Annotated in this window: 21 protein-coding genes and 1 pseudogene; 12 read left to right on the top strand and 10 right to left on the bottom strand. The window is 40.0% G+C overall.

Annotated features, from left to right (window positions below; all coding sequences use genetic code 11):
* Window positions 1–68: 68 nt before the first annotated feature.
* Genes S3O_RS0108840 through S3O_RS0108855 form a run of 4 tightly spaced genes read right to left on the bottom strand, consistent with a single transcriptional unit; the run spans window position 69 to window position 3,468 of the window.
* The gene (locus tag S3O_RS0108840) at window positions 69–731 is read right to left on the bottom strand and encodes an ABC-type transport auxiliary lipoprotein family protein (RefSeq protein ID WP_010598751.1); all 663 of its coding nucleotides are present in this window, start codon (window positions 729–731) and stop codon (window positions 69–71) included.
* Window positions 732–1,532 carry an MlaD family protein gene (locus S3O_RS0108845; RefSeq protein ID WP_010598752.1) on the bottom strand — a complete coding sequence of 267 codons (801 nt, stop codon included), beginning with the start codon at window positions 1,530–1,532 and terminating at the stop codon, window positions 732–734.
* A complete protein-coding gene (locus S3O_RS0108850; RefSeq protein ID WP_010598753.1) occupies window positions 1,522–2,313 on the bottom strand; it encodes an ABC transporter ATP-binding protein in 792 nt (263 codons plus the stop codon). Before S3O_RS0108850 ends, S3O_RS0108845 begins: the two co-directional genes overlap by 11 nt.
* A gap of 18 nt (window positions 2,314–2,331) precedes the next feature.
* Window positions 2,332–3,468 carry an MlaE family ABC transporter permease gene (locus tag S3O_RS0108855; RefSeq protein ID WP_010598754.1) on the bottom strand — a complete coding sequence of 379 codons (1,137 nt, stop codon included), beginning with the start codon at window positions 3,466–3,468 and terminating at the stop codon, window positions 2,332–2,334.
* A gap of 587 nt (window positions 3,469–4,055) precedes the next feature.
* Between S3O_RS0108855 and prfA the strand changes: the two genes are divergently transcribed.
* From prfA to pncA, 11 genes are all read left to right on the top strand, one after another.
* Window positions 4,056–5,138 (top strand): peptide chain release factor 1, encoded by a 1,083-nt coding sequence (prfA, locus tag S3O_RS0108870; RefSeq protein WP_010598755.1) that lies wholly within the window; start codon window positions 4,056–4,058, stop codon window positions 5,136–5,138.
* 157 nt (window positions 5,139–5,295) lie between these two features.
* Complete coding sequence (locus S3O_RS0108875; protein ID WP_010598756.1) at window positions 5,296–5,559, top strand: hypothetical protein; 264 nt, start codon at window positions 5,296–5,298, stop codon at window positions 5,557–5,559.
* 24 nt (window positions 5,560–5,583) lie between these two features.
* Window positions 5,584–6,429 (top strand): peptide chain release factor N(5)-glutamine methyltransferase, encoded by an 846-nt coding sequence (gene prmC, locus S3O_RS0108880; protein ID WP_050816890.1) that lies wholly within the window; start codon window positions 5,584–5,586, stop codon window positions 6,427–6,429.
* Window positions 6,430–6,593: 164 nt separating this feature from the next.
* Window positions 6,594–7,001 (top strand): hypothetical protein, encoded by a 408-nt coding sequence (locus S3O_RS17515; protein WP_156792851.1) that lies wholly within the window; start codon window positions 6,594–6,596, stop codon window positions 6,999–7,001.
* 463 nt (window positions 7,002–7,464) lie between these two features.
* Entirely contained in the window at window positions 7,465–7,566 is a 102-nt protein-coding gene (locus tag S3O_RS20715) for a TraR/DksA C4-type zinc finger protein (protein ID WP_010598760.1), read from the top strand.
* A 53-nt stretch (window positions 7,567–7,619) separates the two neighbouring features.
* Entirely contained in the window at window positions 7,620–7,769 is a 150-nt protein-coding gene (locus S3O_RS18290) for a hypothetical protein (protein ID WP_202798030.1), read from the top strand.
* A 5-nt stretch (window positions 7,770–7,774) separates the two neighbouring features.
* Window positions 7,775–9,019, top strand: coding sequence for a nicotinate phosphoribosyltransferase (locus tag S3O_RS14635; protein ID WP_202798031.1), 1,245 nt, complete (start codon window positions 7,775–7,777; stop codon window positions 9,017–9,019).
* Window positions 9,020–9,228: 209 nt separating this feature from the next.
* On the top strand, window positions 9,229–9,519 hold the full coding sequence (locus S3O_RS0108900; RefSeq protein ID WP_010598761.1) for a hypothetical protein: 291 nt from the start codon (window positions 9,229–9,231) through the stop codon (window positions 9,517–9,519).
* Between the two features lie 1,155 nt (window positions 9,520–10,674).
* Window positions 10,675–11,007: a pentapeptide repeat-containing protein gene (locus S3O_RS17820; protein ID WP_010598763.1), complete on the top strand. Its 333-nt coding sequence runs from the start codon at window positions 10,675–10,677 to the stop codon at window positions 11,005–11,007.
* Window positions 11,008–11,233: 226 nt separating this feature from the next.
* Window positions 11,234–11,515, top strand: coding sequence for a hypothetical protein (locus S3O_RS0108925; protein ID WP_029463759.1), 282 nt, complete (start codon window positions 11,234–11,236; stop codon window positions 11,513–11,515).
* Window positions 11,516–12,263: 748 nt separating this feature from the next.
* Complete coding sequence (pncA, locus tag S3O_RS14640) at window positions 12,264–12,809, top strand: bifunctional nicotinamidase/pyrazinamidase (RefSeq protein WP_010598766.1); 546 nt, start codon at window positions 12,264–12,266, stop codon at window positions 12,807–12,809.
* 5 nt (window positions 12,810–12,814) lie between these two features.
* Here the strand turns inward: pncA and epmA are convergent, their stop codons facing one another.
* The 6 genes from epmA to rsmD form a co-directional block, all read right to left on the bottom strand.
* Window positions 12,815–13,798, bottom strand: a complete 984-nt coding sequence (epmA, locus tag S3O_RS0108935) for an EF-P lysine aminoacylase EpmA (RefSeq protein ID WP_010598767.1) — start codon at window positions 13,796–13,798, stop codon at window positions 12,815–12,817.
* Window positions 13,799–13,825: 27 nt separating this feature from the next.
* Window positions 13,826–14,908: a Dot/Icm type IV secretion system ATPase DotB gene (gene dotB, locus S3O_RS0108940; protein WP_029463760.1), complete on the bottom strand. Its 1,083-nt coding sequence runs from the start codon at window positions 14,906–14,908 to the stop codon at window positions 13,826–13,828.
* Window positions 14,883–15,176 carry a type IV secretory system conjugative DNA transfer family protein gene (locus S3O_RS15950; RefSeq protein WP_156792854.1) on the bottom strand — a complete coding sequence of 98 codons (294 nt, stop codon included), beginning with the start codon at window positions 15,174–15,176 and terminating at the stop codon, window positions 14,883–14,885. Before S3O_RS15950 ends, dotB begins: the two co-directional genes overlap by 26 nt.
* A complete protein-coding gene (locus S3O_RS14645; RefSeq protein WP_010598770.1) occupies window positions 15,124–15,717 on the bottom strand; it encodes a type IV secretory system conjugative DNA transfer family protein in 594 nt (197 codons plus the stop codon). Before S3O_RS14645 ends, S3O_RS15950 begins: the two co-directional genes overlap by 53 nt.
* Entirely contained in the window at window positions 15,704–16,192 is a 489-nt protein-coding gene (gene dotD, locus S3O_RS0108950) for a type IVB secretion system lipoprotein DotD (RefSeq protein ID WP_010598771.1), read from the bottom strand. Before dotD ends, S3O_RS14645 begins: the two co-directional genes overlap by 14 nt.
* Window positions 16,193–16,257: 65 nt before the next feature.
* Complete coding sequence (rsmD, locus tag S3O_RS0108955) at window positions 16,258–16,836, bottom strand: 16S rRNA (guanine(966)-N(2))-methyltransferase RsmD (protein ID WP_010598772.1); 579 nt, start codon at window positions 16,834–16,836, stop codon at window positions 16,258–16,260.
* A 77-nt stretch (window positions 16,837–16,913) separates the two neighbouring features.
* Between rsmD and ftsY the strand changes: the two are divergent.
* Window positions 16,914–17,871 (top strand): annotated as a pseudogene (ftsY, locus tag S3O_RS14650) (signal recognition particle-docking protein FtsY).
* Window positions 17,872–17,937 lie beyond the last annotated feature (66 nt).

Here is a 17,937-nt window from a genome sequence, read left to right on the forward strand (position 1 = left end):
TCAGTAATGGAACGAAAAAAAATTCAGAAAGAAATAGCAATGCGCTCATTTCGGTTAATTCAAAGTGATTAACCGGAAGAGGCCTTGCATCGCGTCTGCACGTTTGTATTGTTCAAACAAAAGGCCGTTATTTTTTCAAGTAAAATACGTGTTGCACAGTTCGCCGCTTGTGCACCACCTTGTGGATTATCTTGTGGTGCCCAGGTGACGACAGTGAAATCCTGGGTCGCTAAGATACGAGGCGTCTTTGCATTAATCAGTTGTGCGCGTAAAAAAATTCTGAATTGGCTGGGATGACTTAAAAAATCCTGCTGAAAACTGAGAAGTTGAGTATTTAAAATAAAATCATAACGCATCGTTGTGGCGGTATTAAGAATCGCTTCAAAGCGCCCTGTATTTTGTAAGGCTTTAATCAATAATGGATGCAGCATATGAGCAGGGGTATCGGCCCAGCGATTTTGTGAAAAAAATTGAAGCTGATAACGTCCGGGAATATAAATCATATGCGTATTGTTATAAATGGCATTGGTTCTGGGTTCAGTAATCAGCAAAATGCTCTTTTTTTGTGGCGCGCTAAGCGGCGCACCCGGAACAGAACTGGCTGCTAACGTGTAATAATGAATTGGTTTCACAGGCAGCGGTTTAAATAAAGTGCAAGCAGGCAGCAGGGTACAAACGATCACGCTGAAATAAAAACGTGTTTTTCTGAAAGTAGTCAGCAAACCAATCATTTATTTTTCTCCTGGCCCAGGTGGAAGCGCCGTTTGGCCTCGTAACAAAAGTGCTGGGTTGCGTGTTAATTCCTCTGAAAACTCAAGTAAATGATTGCTCAGAGTACCTAAATTAGTTAACAACTGATTACTCGCGGGTAAGGTTTGTAGAGTAAGGGTTTCCATTAAAGAAGGAAATAAACGTGTCGCTTGCAGTGTCTGTGATAAAAGACGATCCAGTTGTTTACTTTGCACCGCTAAGTGTTGCGTTGTGCCATCTAAATTACGGAGAATAGAGTGAAATAGTTTTGGATTTTCACCCCCCAATACATTTTGAATATTTTGCGTAATTTGATTCATATCTGTGGTGAGATTTTGTAACGTGCCGTCTAAGCGTGCTAATAAAGAAGGTTTGCTGTGAATAATTGGGTATGATTCTCCTGGTGGTTTCACTAAAGGCCCCTGATTTTTAGGATCGTACTGTAAAGCAATATACGCAATTCCGGTTAAACCTTGGCTCATTAACGTAGCGGTGGTTCCGGCATTAATGGGGGTATTTTCTTCAACTTTGAGTAAAAGACGTACTTGATCGGGATATTCTTTTGAAAGTGAAATCGCTAAGACACTTCCTACTTCCACGCCATTATATTTGACGGTTGAATTGGTCGTAATTCCAGCCACAGACTCATTCATAATGACCCAATACAGATGATAATGACGAGTAGAAAATCCACAAGAAAGCCAAGTGATTAATACCACAATGGCAGCAATTAAAGTGATAACAAATGTACCGACTAAGGTATAATTAACTTCAGTTTCCACGTGTGGATTTCCCATAAATGTTTTGTGTAATACGTCCACGGGGTCCTTGGAAATAATGACGAATGGCTGGCGCAGAAGATTGTGTTAACTGCGGCATTGGCAAACATTCGAGTACACGTCCTTCGCTCAAAAAAGCTACTTTATCAGTAATTTGCCATAATGTATCGACATCATGGGTGACAAGTAAAATGGTTAAGCCAAAAATAGTACGTAAATCGAGCAATAATTGATCAAATCCAGTTGCGCCTTGAGGATCTAAACCCGCTGTGGGTTCATCCAAAAGCAATAACTCTGGATCTAAAATCAGTGCTCGGGCTAGGGCCGCTCGCTTGAGCATGCCACCACTGAGTTCGGCAGGATATTTTATCGCCGCTTCTATTGGTAAACCGACGGCTAATAATTTAAGTAAACCCAGTTCATTCTGTGTTTTTTTATCGAGCCGGGTGTATTCCCGGAGAGGAAAAGTAATATTTTCTAATACCGTCAACGAAGTGAATAAAGCGGATTGCTGAAATAAAACGCCCCAACGTCGTTTAACGGCTAACAATGCTTTTGGCGGTAATGTGGCAATCACTTGGCCAAAAACGCGGATGGTCCCGGACGCATAGGGTTGTAACAACAAGATTTCACGTAGCAAAGTGGATTTACCCGAACCGCTTCCGCCAACCAGTGCGACAATTTCACCCGATTGAATGACCAAATCAATGCCTTTGTGCAACCATTGGCCACCTAAGTAAGTTTTTACTTGGTTTAATTCAATGATAGGGTGATAAGTCTTCATAAGAATATTATAGCTAATTTAGATATTAATTGTGCTAAATAAGATAGAAAATAGCGCGTCGGCAATGATAATAAAGAAAATTGCTTGGACCACGCTACGGGTTGTTTTTTGACCCACACTGTCTGCACTGCCTTGGACACGTAGTCCTTGAAAACAGGCCACACTGGCAATAATTAACGCAAAAATGGGGGTTTTTCCTAAACCAATTAATAAAGATGATAAATTAACGACCTGAGGAAAACGACGTAAAAAATCGCCAAAACCGATATGTAACAAATTTTGGGTCATAAACATCCCACCTAGAATACCAAAAATATCTGCCCAAATTGTTAACAAAGGTAAAGCAATCATCAGACCGAGGATGCGTGGTAAAATTAATAGTTGATTCGGTCGAACACCCATTGTCTGGAGTACATCGATTTCCTCTTTAATTTTCATTAAGCCGAGCTGTGCGGTAAACGCTGAACCACTTCGTCCAGCAATCATAATCGCGGTGATAAGCGGCGCGAACTCACGTAAAATTGACAGTCCCAGTAAATCAATAATAAACAAACTGGCGCCATAATTTTTAAGTTGTAAGCCCATTTGATAGGTTAATACAATACCAATCATAAAGGCTAAAATAGCGATGATGCCTAAAGCACGCAGACCGCTGTTTTCCAGAACGCCCACCAAAGCCTGACCACGAATCGTGTGTGGGCGGATTAACCATTGTAAAGATTCACTAAAAATTTGACCGGTAAATGTTAAAAATGCACACAGTTCTTGCCAGAGGGTATGCGCTTTTTTTCCAATAAAGGCCAGACCTGTGTAAACACGGCGTATCGGTAAAGGTTTTAACTGTTGCGCGGTGTGTGCAATGCCTTCAAATAAATGTTGATATTTTTGATCGAACCCTTGTAGTTCAATGTGAAACCCTTGTTGTGTTAGTTGTTCAGTCCAACGATAAAGCTGCCAGGCGCCATAACTATCCATCGCCGTGATAGACGCTAAATGAATTAATAGTTTCTTAGAAGTCTGATGGGTAAATCTAGGAAGGGATATAAAAATCGTCGGCACAAGATGGGTGAAGGTCCAAGCGCCTTGGCATTCAAGACACGGTGTTGATGAGAGTTCACCTACCCGAATCGTAGCAGTTGGGTCAGCTTTTGACATAGTGGACCTGCAGTAAAACACATGAACAAACAGCGTCCTTTCCTATCGGACGGATAATACAGAATATAAAACGCAAAGTCGAATGATTTGACGTTGCGTTATGATCCATTCTCTGTGGTAAGGGAACAGATAAGTAGATTTTTTTAATAGCAAGATTGTGTAGAGCTGTCGCTTTATGGATGGCCGGTATTATTATTTGGCTTAAGATCGATTCAACCATATGGACTTTGGCTAATATTTGACGTAAGCAGGCCGCATCATAGTAGGCATCGGAAACAAAACCTGCTTTCTTAAGCACTCAAGCTTGAAATGCGCAGGGATTTTGTCCAGAATACGCGGCATAACCTGTAGAAATAAAGCCAACCCAGGCCATAAAAAGCGCTGAAGTGATAATAAGTACTTTTTTCATACGATCTTTCTCTTTGCTGTGATCAAATAAAGCCGCATAGCGCCCGCTATCGTGGTTTACTTATTCTTGAGAATAGTCGATTAATTTATAAGATTAAATTTAATCGGATTTGATCGGATTTAAAAAAAGAGAGTAAGACTCGACTTATAAACACGCTTTCGGTATAAAGAAGACCCTTATGAAAAGCTCTTTATTAAAACGATTAACCGTATTGCTTGAACGCCATGAAGAATTAACGGCGTTGCTGGGTGATTCTCAGACCATTCAGGATCAAAATCGTTTTCGCGATTTGTCCAAAGAATATGTTCAATTAGCGCCTATCGTACAATCTTTTCAGCGATATCAGGCGAATGTCGCCGCATTAAATGAAGCAAGGCAGTGTCTAGACGATGCCGATATCGAGATGCGTGCACTAGCGGAAGAAGAAATAATTTGTTTAAAACAGCAGCAGAGTCAACTTGAAGCAGAATTAGAACAATTACTTATTCCACGTGATCCCAATGACTCGCGAAATATTTTCTTAGAAATTCGTGCTGCAGCCGGTGGTGATGAGGCAGCGATTTTTGCAGGTAATTTATTTCGGATGTACTCACGATATGCCGAAACACAGGGTTGGCAGATTGAGATTCTCAATAGCCATCCGAGCGAACAAGGTGGTTATAAAGAAATCGTCTCGCGGATCAGTGGTACCGATGTGTATGCGCAATTAAAATTTGAATCTGGCGCGCACCGTGTGCAACGCGTTCCTGAAACCGAAGCACAAGGGCGTGTTCATACTTCAACTTGTACGGTTGCTATTCTTCCGGAGATAGAGGCATTAGACGAAGTGAACATTAATCCTAGCGAACTGAAAATTGATACGTTTCGCGCTTCCGGAGCGGGTGGTCAGCACGTTCAAAAAACCGATTCGGCAATTCGAATTACCCATATTCCTTCAGGGCTTGTGGTTGAATGTCAAGATGAACGTTCTCAACATAAAAATCGAGCCCGGGCGATGTCTTTATTGCAAGCCAAGCTGTTATCTGCGCAACAAATGAAACAACAACAAGAAGAAGCGCAAGTACGGCGTAACTTAGTGGGTACCGGAGATCGTTCAGAACGAGTACGAACCTATAACTTTCCACAAGGTCGTTTAACAGATCATCGTATTAACCTGACGCTTTATCAACTTACTGATATTATGGAAGGGAATTTACAACCTGTGATTCAAGCCTTAATTCGTGAAAATCAGGCCGATAAACTAGCCGCAATGGGTGAATAAGCGAGCCTTATTACAAATTAAGAATAATAAAATAAAAGGTGAAATGTGAGCAGAGTTTAAAATTATTTTTACCTGTTCAGCTTAAGCCGGATGAAGAACTGTTTAAGTTTTTTATACGTTTATCATTCTACTTTTACTTATTTTAGGTGGCCACGTTGTGGCGGCCTTATTCAATGGAGCCGTTGCAATTAGTTTAACGGTTTTGGGGGCTTTTAATTGGTTTTTATTTTCTTTTTTTTGTTTAAGTGTCTTGCTTTTCTTTGTCCTGACTTGGGGTGGGGTGTTGATTTTAGGCGCGATTGCGGTGATTTGGGCGATTACGGCGACTGTACTGTTCCCCATTTTATTGCCTATCTTTTTACCGTTGTTACTGATTTTGCTTTTTATTTCGTATGTACGACGTAAGCAAGATCCCAACTAATTGTTGCGGGATGAATTGTACGCGATGCAGTTAAACTTCTTATGGCGTTGGGCGATTGTCGAGCTAACGGCAACCAGCACGACGCCTCATTTGGATGCTGAGCTATTGATTGCCGATGCGCTCGGTTTAACTCGCGCACAATTGTATAGTCAACCTGAAGCGCAATGCCTTTCTGCAGATCAACAACGATCGATTCAAGATATTGTTAAACGTCGAAAAAATGGCGAACCGATGGCCTATTTACGGGGCGAACAAGAGTTTTGGTCGCTGACGTTGAAGGTGGATGAGCGCGTCTTGATTCCACGTCCTGAAACTGAATTATTAGTCGAATTACTTTTAAAACATTGCCCGCCACAAAAGAATATAAAACTTGCTGAATTGGGAACTGGATCAGGTGCGATTGCACTTGCATTGGCGAGCGAACGCCCTAACTGGAAAATTGTAGCGAGCGACTTCTCTGTGGAGGCGTTACAATTGGCCAGCGAGAATTTGCAACGACATGGGCTATCGAATGTTGAACTGCGTCACGGCGATTGGTTTCAGGTGTTCGGTACATACGAATATTTTGACGTTATTGTAAGTAATCCACCGTATCTAGGGTGGGGCGATCCACATCTATCTTCTGAATTGAGTTTGGCATTTGAACCAAAAACCGCTTTAATTGCAGGGAAAAATGGTTTAGAGGATTTAGAAAAAATTATTCAGCAAGCTCGAGCTTATCTTCCGCAGTCGGGCCAATTATTTTTAGAGCATGGGTCTGAACAAGCGTCGATGGTTACCCAATTATTCAAAAAATATGGTTACCAGGCCATCCAATCTTACGCCGATCTAGCCGGACATTTACGTGTGACAAGCGGAAAATGGCATTAATTGAAAATATGATCTATAAACCACTAATAACAAGAAAAAGCCAGCGCGCCCTTGCCAAAGAATGAGAATAGATTGCCACGGCAAATGTTTTTTGGTATAGATGTGTTTGGTTTTTTTGGGTGTGCCAAATATTGGCAAATTTAAATTCTCAAAAGGAGCTTTTTATGTTAGCGAAAAAAACGCCAGTAAAACGTAAAAAACGTACTGTAGCTAAGAAGTCTACCGCTGCACGTAAAAAAACGACAAGAACCGTGAAACGCAAGACAACAGCAACGCGTACAAAATCAACTCGTGGTCGTAAACCGGGCCCAAAAAAGAAAACCACTGCTAAGCGTAAAACAAAAGTGGCTGCGACAAGAAAACGAAAAACCACCACAGCTAAAAAACGTAAAACCACTGCGGTAAAACGTAAACGAACAACTACGCGTAAAAAGAAAGCGACAACAGGAACAGGTGTTCGTAAAAAAAGAGTCACGCGACGCAAAGTGAAAAAACCTTCATCGGTAAAAAAAAGCCTAGTAAACGCAAAGCCTCGCAAAAAACGTCGAAGCCCACGCAAGCTAAAGTCGTAGCCAAACGCACTTTGAAAAAAGTGGCCGCAAAGCCAGTGACTGCAGCGAAGGTTATTCAAAAGACCGCTCGAAAAAAACGAAAGCAAACGAAGTCTGATTCCCAGGCGCTACCTGTAGTAGAACAAAAATCATCACTAGAAAATAACATGGCAGAACTTAAAAAATCGAAAAAACAGACTGAAAAAAAAGCTCCTTTTAGTGAGCAAAGACAAGATTCGATCACGGCCAATACCGCTGTCGATCTGAATATAGCGCCTTATAGGGAACGCCCTGGGGAAGACTATATGAGTTCTAATCAACAAGCGCACTTTCGACGCTTATTGCTCGAAAGAAAGCGGATGTTATTAGAAGATATGGGTCGGACGATGCATCACGGGATCGTGAACATAAACTCATTAAAAAAATTGAAGGTGCTTTACAGCAACTGGATGAAGGACACTATGGTTTTTGTAATTCGTGTGGCGTGGAGATTGGTATTCGCCGACTCGAGGCACGGCCGACAGCAATACTTTGCATAGATTGTAAAACCTTGGATGAAATTCGAGAAAAACAAATGGGCGGCTAGTTTTCTACCCAAGGGGCGGTATAATATCCGCCCTTGCTGGGGAAACTAATTTTATGCCAAACGCACTCCGTCAACTCTATCGAACTTCTTTAAGCTTACTTACTGATTTTTACCAACTGACAATGGCTTATGGCTACTGGAAAGCGGGTATTCATGAACGTGAAGCGGTATTTTATCACTGTATGCGATTTGTGCTGGGTTAGGGACATTGATTGATTATCTAGTTGACTTCCAGTTTACAGAAGAAGACTTGAGTTATTTAGCTGAACTGAAGACGGCACAAGGTCATCGCCAATTTCCAGATGCTTTTCTTGAATACTTACGAACGCTGCGCTTTTCTTGTGATCTACACGCAATTGAAGAAGGATCGGTGGTTTTTCCTCAAGAACCGTTGGTTCGTATCCAAGGCCCTTTATTACAATGCCAATTATTAGAAAGTATTTTACTCAATATTATTAATTTTCAGACACTGATTGCGACCAATGCGGCACGAGTGGTTCAAGCGACGCAAAATGAGCCTGTACTTGAATTTGGTTTACGACGTGCTCAAGGTTTTGATGGTGCATTAATGGCAAGTCGTGCTGCACATATCGGTGGTTGTAGCGCGACATCGAATGTATTGGCAGGTAAATTATTTAATATTACAATTCGTGGTACCCAAGCGCACAGTTGGATTCTTTGTTTTGATTCAGAGCGAGAAGCGTTTCGTGAGTATGCCAAGACGTTTCCGGATCAAACCGTTTTCTTAGTCGATACGTTTAATACACGACAAGGTGTCAAGCATGCGATTGAAGTGGCCGATGAGTTAAAGGAAAATGGCTTTCGTTTAGCCGGTGTTCGTTTAGATTCAGGAGACCTTGCCTATTTAAGTGAACAGGCACGACGCCAGCTTGATGAAGCGGGTTATTGTGATGCACAAATTATTGCGAGTAATAATCTAACTCCTCAAGTGATTACCAGTTTAAAAGAGCAAAAAGCCAGTATTGATAGTTGGGGAGTGGGTACACATTTAATTACAGCATTTGAGCAGCCGGCTTTAGATGGCGTTTATAAACTCAGTGCGATGCGTTCTGCGCAAGGCGATTGGCAATATAAGGTAAAACTTTCAGAACAGACACTCAAGATATCGACGCCCGGTATTTTAGCTGCACGACGTTTTTATTTAGATGAGAGTTGTCAGTTTGCGATGGCGGATATGATTTATGATCAAAATACGGGGGTGCCGGAAGAATGTATTATTATTGATCCTGTTGACCCAACACGTCGTTGTCCTATCCCGAAGGGAACACCTTATCAAGAGTTAATGCAACCGATCTTTAAAAAAGGTCAATTCATTTATAAGCGACCTACTTTGCAAGAAGCACGTAAAAAAACACATCAGCATTTACAACATTTTCATGAAAGTATTCGGCGTTTATTAAATCCTCATCTTTATCCTGTGGGGGCTGGTTGAAGAACTGTATCATCATAAACTAAAAATTATTCTTAAAGAAAAAGGACTATTAAAAGAGTCTCTTTAGCAGAGTTTATTTTAGTCATCTTTATAGTAATCAATTTTTCAAATAAACTAGTATTTGAAAATAAATATCGTTCTGATTATCTATCAGATATTTAAATGGATAAAATGTCTGTAAAATAAATTTCTTGCAAAGGATTGTCTCTATGAATCCCGACTTGCCTTTTACCCAAAGTTTCTTTACTTTTTTTAATAATCCAGAACCCGAGGATTTATTAAGAAAAGATCAACAAGAACTTACAGAATTAATTAATAAATCACTTTATGAACAGGTTAGAGGCCAGGTAAAATATTATACGCAATCGAGTAATCGTTTATCACAATTAAAAGATGATTCGAACTATATACTGATTCAAGTTCAACTTGAAACCATTAAAAATAAATTAAAAAACTTTTATTCAATGCAAGGTACGGGTTCAGCAGCCATGCTTGAATAATTTTTTGATCGTCTTTTAAATCCGACGCCTAATCACATTACCTTATTTTATAAGGAACAAGGCAAACGAATTCTCGAAGAAATTTCAATATTATTATTCGATAATAGTATTGATTTTAATCAGCGTATTAAAATTATAAATGAATTTTTTGCTAGTGATGGTTTAGCACAATGCATTGATAATTGTTATTTACTTATTTTAGATGTAAATCAGAAGCTAAAATCATTGAAAAGAGCAAATCAGCATATTTATTATCTTATTCGTAACTATGCAACCGATTTAGCAAGTGATGTTGCAACTAGCCGGCCTTTTGGGTCCCCTAAAACTTATGTAGAAATAGCTTGTGAATTAGCTAATATACCTATTTTTCTCATGAAATTCATGGGCGAAATTTTTTTCTACTTTATGCTAAAGATAATAATTTTCCAGTTAATGTCTTACCCGATGTGATTGCCGAAAATTTACGCAGTCGTTTACTCGATTTACAACATACTTATCTACAAGATTTTAAAAAGAAATTCACTATTAATGGAATTCTTGATTATCTGAGTGAAACTTATTATCGTGAGATAGCAGAAATTATTAAAGATAGTTAGAAAACCTACCTAGAAAAGCAAAATCTAGTACAAAAAAAATTAGAGTTATTCGGGCTCGATGATCAGTTTTCTTGGCATAAAATTTTTTATTTAAAAGAAGATAATTTTGTTCTTAAATTCTCTAACAATCTAAAAATCACAATTATTGACCGACTAACCAGAAATCAATGGTTAAGGTATTGGGTGGATTTACATGTAATTAAAATAGCAGATAAGAAATAGAATTTTTATTCTTATAAAGAAAATATTATGGTTTCTTGGCTGTCATTTGAAGATGACAATGACAAGAAATTAAAAAGAATAAATTTTTTAGATTTATTGAGCCAGGTTGAAATAGAGGGTTTAAGATCAGAAAAAAAGTTTATGTTTTGAATTAATAAATAAAGGAAAATTTATTACTAATCCTATATTTGAATCCTATATTACAAAAGATCACTGTGTAAAAATTATTAAAGATAATGATGATGTTAAAGTATTTGCAAACTTAATAAAAAACTTATCAAAGGAATCAGGCATTTTTATTATAGAAGAATTATCGGAACATTTTGTTAAAAGAATATTGGCGCATGCTTTTCTCTATGCAAATATCGAAACTCGAATTAAAGAAATACCTAAACATTATATTTATGATCTTTCACCGCTGGCTGTTCAAGAGGTGAATTCACTTACTCATCATTTATTACGAAATTTGATTGATAAGGAGTTTTCTCAGTTTAAATCGGTTGATTCTCTTAATAGAATTGATTTTTCTTACGCAAATCTTGCATTTGTTAACTTTAAAGATATTTTAAAAACACAAATTAAATTAGATTTTTCTCATGCTAATTTAGAAGGCGTTGATTTAAGTAAAATAAAGTTTTTTAATACTAATTTAAAAAAACTTACTGGGTAGCCTTTTCCGGAAGAAAAAGATTAATGAGTATCTTCTTGTACACGAGTGAAAATAGATGGGTTGACAGTCCAGCTATTTCATTCTGCTGGTATAACGAAGTTTGATCAAGTAAATATAGTTTAAGTAATGCAAAATTCTTGTCAGGAATTGATAAAAAATATAGTCTATTAATTAATATTCTGTATAAAAAATGTAATTTAAATCAGGTACAATTTATTTCAAAGTTGTGAAAGAGGGGCTTTTTTTCTACTTACAGTTTATTCCTGCAGATTTAGTCAGAAAGCGAATGTATAACTGGTATGATTATCCCTTATTGGTTAATTTTATAAAAAATATTGATCACACTTATGCTGCGTTAGGTTTTCAATTTGAATTGAATGGATGGTTTAATGAAGTAGACTTAGCTGGATTGTTATATGAATTATGGCTTGCCTTAGATCGTCAAGGTGTGACCGATCAAGCTGATCCACGGTTTATTTTAGAGTTACTGAAAAAAAGAGTTTGTTAAGTCAATTTTCTCAACAAAAAGTCAAGAAGATAGCTATTCTAGCTTCGATCAAAGTGATGACGCTTTAGACGAGCCCGATGTCGGACAGAGGATACAACGATCGGTTTCTTTGGAAAAAAAGGATACATTATTTTATGCCGAGCAACTTTTTTCTAAAGCAGCAAATTAGCCGCTGATTTTAGTACAACGACTGACTCTCCCTTACTTGATGTCGGCAGTAATGACTCTATTGAGAAGCAAGTCGATCAATTAAGCCAAGATTTTTTTCAATATCATCCCGCTCAAACAAACAAACAAACAAACAAACATGCTTGCTTCTCAGCGATTTCCTTTATGTTTACAGGCGGTCAAAAATAATATTTTTCTTAACCTATCTTATTAACTGTTTTAAATATTATTTTATATCTAATAAAAATAGGAAAATCAGAAATAAAAATGCGTTATTTTCTTTTGGGGTAACTTCTCAGGAGGGGAGCGGCCAGTTTTCTGCACAAAATGATAGTGCTTATCTCAAAATTTAGAGATGAATCCTAGTCGTTAAGAATGAAGAGTATCTTTGCTTGAATGATGTAAAGTTTTTTAGATAATAAGAAGCCTCTAAAATATTTTGTTACGGGAGATTTGTTGATAAACTGGTTTTTTCTGGATTCGCTGCATAATATGAAAACCGCGCTATTACTCGTTGATTTACAAAATGATTTTATGCCAAATGGATCGTTACCTGTTCCAGAAGGAGATGAGGTGATTCGTGTGGCGAATCGATTACAGATCTATTTTTGATAGAGTCATCGCCACGCAAGATTGGCATCCCCCTCATCACATCAGTTTTGCGGCGAATCATCCAGGTCGACAGCCCGGCGAGCGCATTGCTTGTTTTGGCGGAGAGCAGGTTTTATGGCCAATCCATTGTGTCCAAAATACAAACGGTGCGGCACTTGTCTCGCAATTAAATGGCGAGACAATTCACAAAATTATTTATAAAGGCACGGATCCGGCGATTGATAGTTACAGCGCATTTTTTGATAATGCACGTCAAAAAGAAACGCCGTTAGCCGACTATTTAAAACAATACACTATCCAGGAACTTTATGTGATGGGTGTGGCTTTAGAGTATTGTGTACAATACACGGTATTGGATGCCTGTGCTTTGGGATTTAAAACCTATTTAATTGTGGAGGGCTGTCGAGGTATTTCACCGGATGCCGAGCAAAAAGCGATTAGGGTAATGCAAGCAGCCGGTGCACAGCTGTTTTCGAGCGCCATGCTTTCTGAACACTTCCATCTAAATAAATAAAAGAGTTAAGCACGTTCGATGGGAAACGCTAGAACGTCCTGAATCGTTTTTGTTTGCGAGATTAATAGCAGAAGCCGATCTAAGCCTAACGCTACCCCGGCACAGTTTGGTAAGCCTTGTGATAAAGCGGCGAGTAAATGTTCATCAAGAGGAATGGCTTCATAACCTAACGTTTTGCGTTGTGTTTGATTAATCAGAAAGCGTTGGCGTTGTTCTTCTGCAGAGCTCAGTTCATGAAATCCATTCGCTAATTCTAGGCCATTCACATAGACTTCAAAACGTTCGGCAACCGCTATCTCATCATTGCGAATGCGTGCTAAGGCAGCCTGGGACGCAGGAAAGTCATAGATAAATACCGGATAATCCGGGAGTTGTGGCTCGATAAGATGCGTCATTAATAACTGAAGCCACGCATCATGGTCAAGCGTTTGTAAGTAATCGGCGGCAATTTGGTGATGTTGCGCACATTGTTGGAGCACTTCAATACTTGCTTTATGCGGATCGATCTCTAAATAGCGTTGAAAAACTTGTTGATAGGTTAAACGTTCACCGGCACGACAAGATAACAGCATTTGTAACAATGTATCCACTTCAGTCATTAAGTCATGATGAGTAAAATCAATTCGATACCATTCTAAAAGTGTAAACTCTGGATTATGATAACGTCCGGCTTCACCCCCATTTCGAAATGCTTTGCTAATTTGATAAATTGAACCGCTACCGGCCGCTAAAAGACGCTTCATCGCAAATTCAGGCGAAGTTTGCAGATAAAATGTTTTGCTTTTTGAATAAGTTGTATCAACAAAGTAGTCAGTTTTAAAACTGTGTAGCGCTGGATCGGGAATGCTCGCGTGTGAAAGCAAAGGTGTTTCAACTTCTAAAACTGAGCGCTCAGCAAAAAAAGCACGAATTTTTTGGAGCATGTGTGCGCGCCAACGCAGTACATCCAGCGAGGCACTCGGCAGCCAAGTTTTGTTAAAGTCCGGCATCGAGATCCGCTCGTTCACCGATTGCCATCAACCGTTGATATTCTCGTTTGCAAATTTACGTTGCGCATCCACTGACATCGGTTGACCGTATTCTTTTAATAAACGTCTTGTTGTGGCATTGATGTGCATTAAAGGGGAGTGAAGGAGTTGATCACGCAGCGTTTCATTAAAGACTAAAAATTCTCTTAACGCAATACGCTTACCGTCTGGCGTGGGTACGAGTTGTTGCCAGATGACTACACGTATCGTTTCAATAATATCAACCGCTCGACTATGTGCTTCTTCAGCGGGGAATGAATTGACTAAGCGCCGTAGGGTTTCTGCGACACCATTACTGTGGAGGGTGGTATAGACAGGATGCCCAGTAAGCGCTGCTTCAATCGTTGCACTAATGGTTTCGGCATCACGTGACTCCCCAACTAAAATGAGGCGTGGTTTACGACGTAAAGCGTTTCTTACACCGGCCGCAAAAGAGGGTAAGTGACGTGGAATTTCCGATTGACTAACAATAGCGCTCGGTTTGTCGATGCTGTCATAGACAAATTCAATCGGCGCTTCATAAGTGAGAATTTTACGATGACTGTCTTGTTTTTCCGCGATATCACGCACAATCGCCGCCAGAAGGGTACTTTTACCCGAGCCTGTTGAACCGGTTACATAGACAATTCCTTGCGAGGGAGCTAAGGCATCCCTTAATTCAGGTTCTAAAGTTAAATCCGCTAATAGAGGAGGCGTACTTGGAATCGTTCTAAAAGTAATTTGAATGGCATCGTGGCCTTCAACTAAACAGCCGGTTGCATTGACACGAAAGCGATAGCGTTCATGACGTTGCGGACGAAACTCATAGTGCGTATCAATATCGACCCCACTCAGGATTTGCGCACTGCCATTGGGACCATAAACCAGGTTTAAGAATTCAGAAATTTCCGTGTTCGATAAACGACGGCGTGTTACACGCAGGAGTCGACCGTAAACTTCTGCAAAAACCGGCTCGCCGGTTTGTAAGGTAATATCAGAGACTGACCGTTTTAAACAATGCAATAGCAGTCTCGAAAGACAATCCGGAGTAAAGCGCGTTGGTTCATCAGGAAGTAGGTGGGTTTCGATCATCGGTCACCACGGGTCGCCATTTTTTGGCATTCGGTTGTAACTGAGGTAAAGCCGTAATGCGATAAATTTGATCATTAATATGTAAATCAGAGCTATCGCCGGTGACACCTAAGTTTGTATGTGCAACAAAAGGTTGGCTGACCATGCCTTTCAGTAATAAAGTTCGATAAAGGGCCATCCCATTATAATCGCGTTTCAATCTCGATAAATTTTCGTTAAAAAATAGCATTCGCTTGCGATACACCTTCTTGCCAGCCAAGGGTAGCATATTTTTTCCAAACTCCACTTTCTTCAACCGTTTTCGGTAAGAATGCGGGCAGTGGTTTTTCAGGTGCTTGGTAGCTCATAGTGAGATAGTTTTGCCATACAGGAGGCACCGTAGTGAAATGTGCTTGGCAAATAATTTTATAAAAACGGTCATCCACACGTAAGGTTTGTGAATCGGCTAAATTCAGCGAGCGATTGGCTTGCACTAAAACCGGTGGGACAACATTATGATTGAGGAGCATCAAGTTAAAATTAAAAATTTGATCTAAATAGCGTGTATTTTTTTCCAATGTGGCATTAATTACCTTTGAACGCCAAGCTAAACCGGCTTGTGCGCCCAAACTCATCGCAATATCTTTTATTGCTTCTGAGCGCATCTCGGACATATTTTTCTTTTTTGAATCCGGGATAGGCTTTGCATGTAAGTTTTGCAGCTGATCCAGAGAATTTAAATTGCCCACGGTTTCGTATTGTCCTGTTAAACCGAAGATTAACGGGGTTAGAAAAATAAGATGGCGTATTTTGTAATTAGTTTTTTGCATAACGTAATTCCAGCGTACGAACACCTGGGTAGACAGCAATATTTGCGTGTTGACCAGATTGTAAGTCAATATTACGGACAATATCCGACAGCGGTGTATTTTGTGCAGAAATCGTGACCAGGACCGGAATAGAAGGGGTACGACCCATGATAACTAAACGGTAGCCGGCGAGTTTAGCAATTCGTTTGAGAAGTGGCTCTATCGGGCCTGACCAATCAACCGAAGCGACAATTTTATCTAAAAGGCCCGCAGCAGTTGGATAAGGAAGTGCTTTAGGCGGTGGGTTCGAGGCTTTTTCAATGGCTTTGAGCTCATTGAGCGATTGGCTGACTGAACGTGCAGCCTCAGCCAGAGAAACGCTTGCATCATCAGATGGCGCATTAATTCGCGGAGTTTCTGAGCTGGGGAGAGAACCTGAAGTGGTTGCACAACCGGCCAAGGAACCTAAAACAAGCACAAGTATTGTTTTTTTCATGTTATCTTAATTGAGATAAAATTCATCATATCCTTGGCGCATTGAAACAAGAAGGGGTGGGCAAGTCAAGTATTAGTTTTGATCAGTTGCGATCGGACATCCCCTGTGACTTTCTCACGTAAAATTTCCCAAGAGTGGGGTAAGCACGGAGTGGGTTTTTGTGCCGCCATTTCGGCGTAAATGAGGGCTTGTTTCGCTAAAAAACGGCCTTCTATCAGCCAATCAAAGGCGGGCTCTAATAAAGGCTTGGCAAAGGGAGGGTCTAAAAAAACTAAATCAAAACAGACTTTTTGGGATCGCAATAATGAAGTGGCTGGATTCGGAAAACGAGCACAATACGCCCATGCTTTTTCTTGAGCGGAGAACTGCTGAATTTGCGCTTGTAAATAACGAGTGAGCATGACGGACTGTTCGATAAAGGTCACTGAAGCGGCGCCGCGTGATAAAGCTTCAAAGCCTAATGCACCACTGCCAGCAAATAAATCCAGACAGTGGTGCCTTGGGCCTACTGATAACGTATCGAGCCAGTTAAATAACATTTCCCGAACTCGGTTTGGGGTAGGGCGCAACCCTTCTATGGCAGGGAAACAAAGCGTTCGGCTCCGCCATTGCCCGCCAATAATTCGAACCAGACCTTTTTTCATATCGGTATTTGTATCACAATAGATGACCTTGAATAGACAATGTCCTATAGTACGCGCAAAAGGGGTGAATGAACGATATGTTTACATTTTTAAAACGAAAAAAAACACCAGACGAAACCCCAGAGGTCAGTAAGCCAACGTTATTTCGACGTCTTAAAGATAGCTTACAGAAAACGCGTCATCAACTGGTCGATGGGTTAGCCAGTCTAATTTTAGGTAAAAAAACGGTTGATCAAGACCTGCTGGAAGAAATTGAAAATTTATTACTCAGTGCTGATGTAGGATTAACCGTCACAGAAGAAATTATTAATGAGTTAACTCAGAAATTACATCGTCAACAGCTCATCGATGGCCAAGCTGTTTGGACCGCACTCGAGCACGCGCTGACGGCCTTACTCAAACCCTGTGAACAACCTTTATGCATTGAGGTGTCCAACAAGCCGTTTGTTATTTGGAGTCGGGAAGACGACGACGATTGGTAAACTCGCCCATTACTTTAAAAGCCAAGGTAAACAAGTGTTATTGGCGGCCGGCGATACGTTTCGCGCAGCGGCAACTGAACAACTTGCGGCTTGGGCAGAGCGCAATGAAGTCCCCATAATTGCTCAACATCAAGGCGCGGACAGTGCTTCAGTGATTTATGATGCATTGCAAGCTGCCCAGGCACGAAATATCGATATTTTGATTGCGGATACGGCCGGGCGGCTACACACTAAAGAGCATTTAATGCAAGAGCTCGCGAAGGTGAAAAAGGTGTTGGCTAAACTCGACCCCGCTGCGCCACATGAAACATTATTAGTGTTAGATGCGAGTATCGGTCAAAATTCTTTAGCACAGGCACAATTTTTTCATCAATCGATTCAATTAACCGGCTTAGCTTTAACGAAATTGGATGGTTCTGCGAAAGGAGGCATTGTGTTTTCCATAGCAAAACAATTAGGTTTGCCGATTCGTTTTATTGGAGTGGGCGAACAAATCGACGATTTACATGTTTTTTGCGCGCAAGAGTTTATTGATGCGCTGTTTGATAAATAGATTATTAAAAAAATTAATAGATTTTTTTTCATAGATTTTTATATAGAAAAAATCTATATTCTTTTC

The organism is Rickettsiella massiliensis 20B, assembly GCF_000257395.1.
GTDB classification, from domain to species: domain Bacteria; phylum Pseudomonadota; class Gammaproteobacteria; order Diplorickettsiales; family Diplorickettsiaceae; genus Diplorickettsia; species Diplorickettsia massiliensis.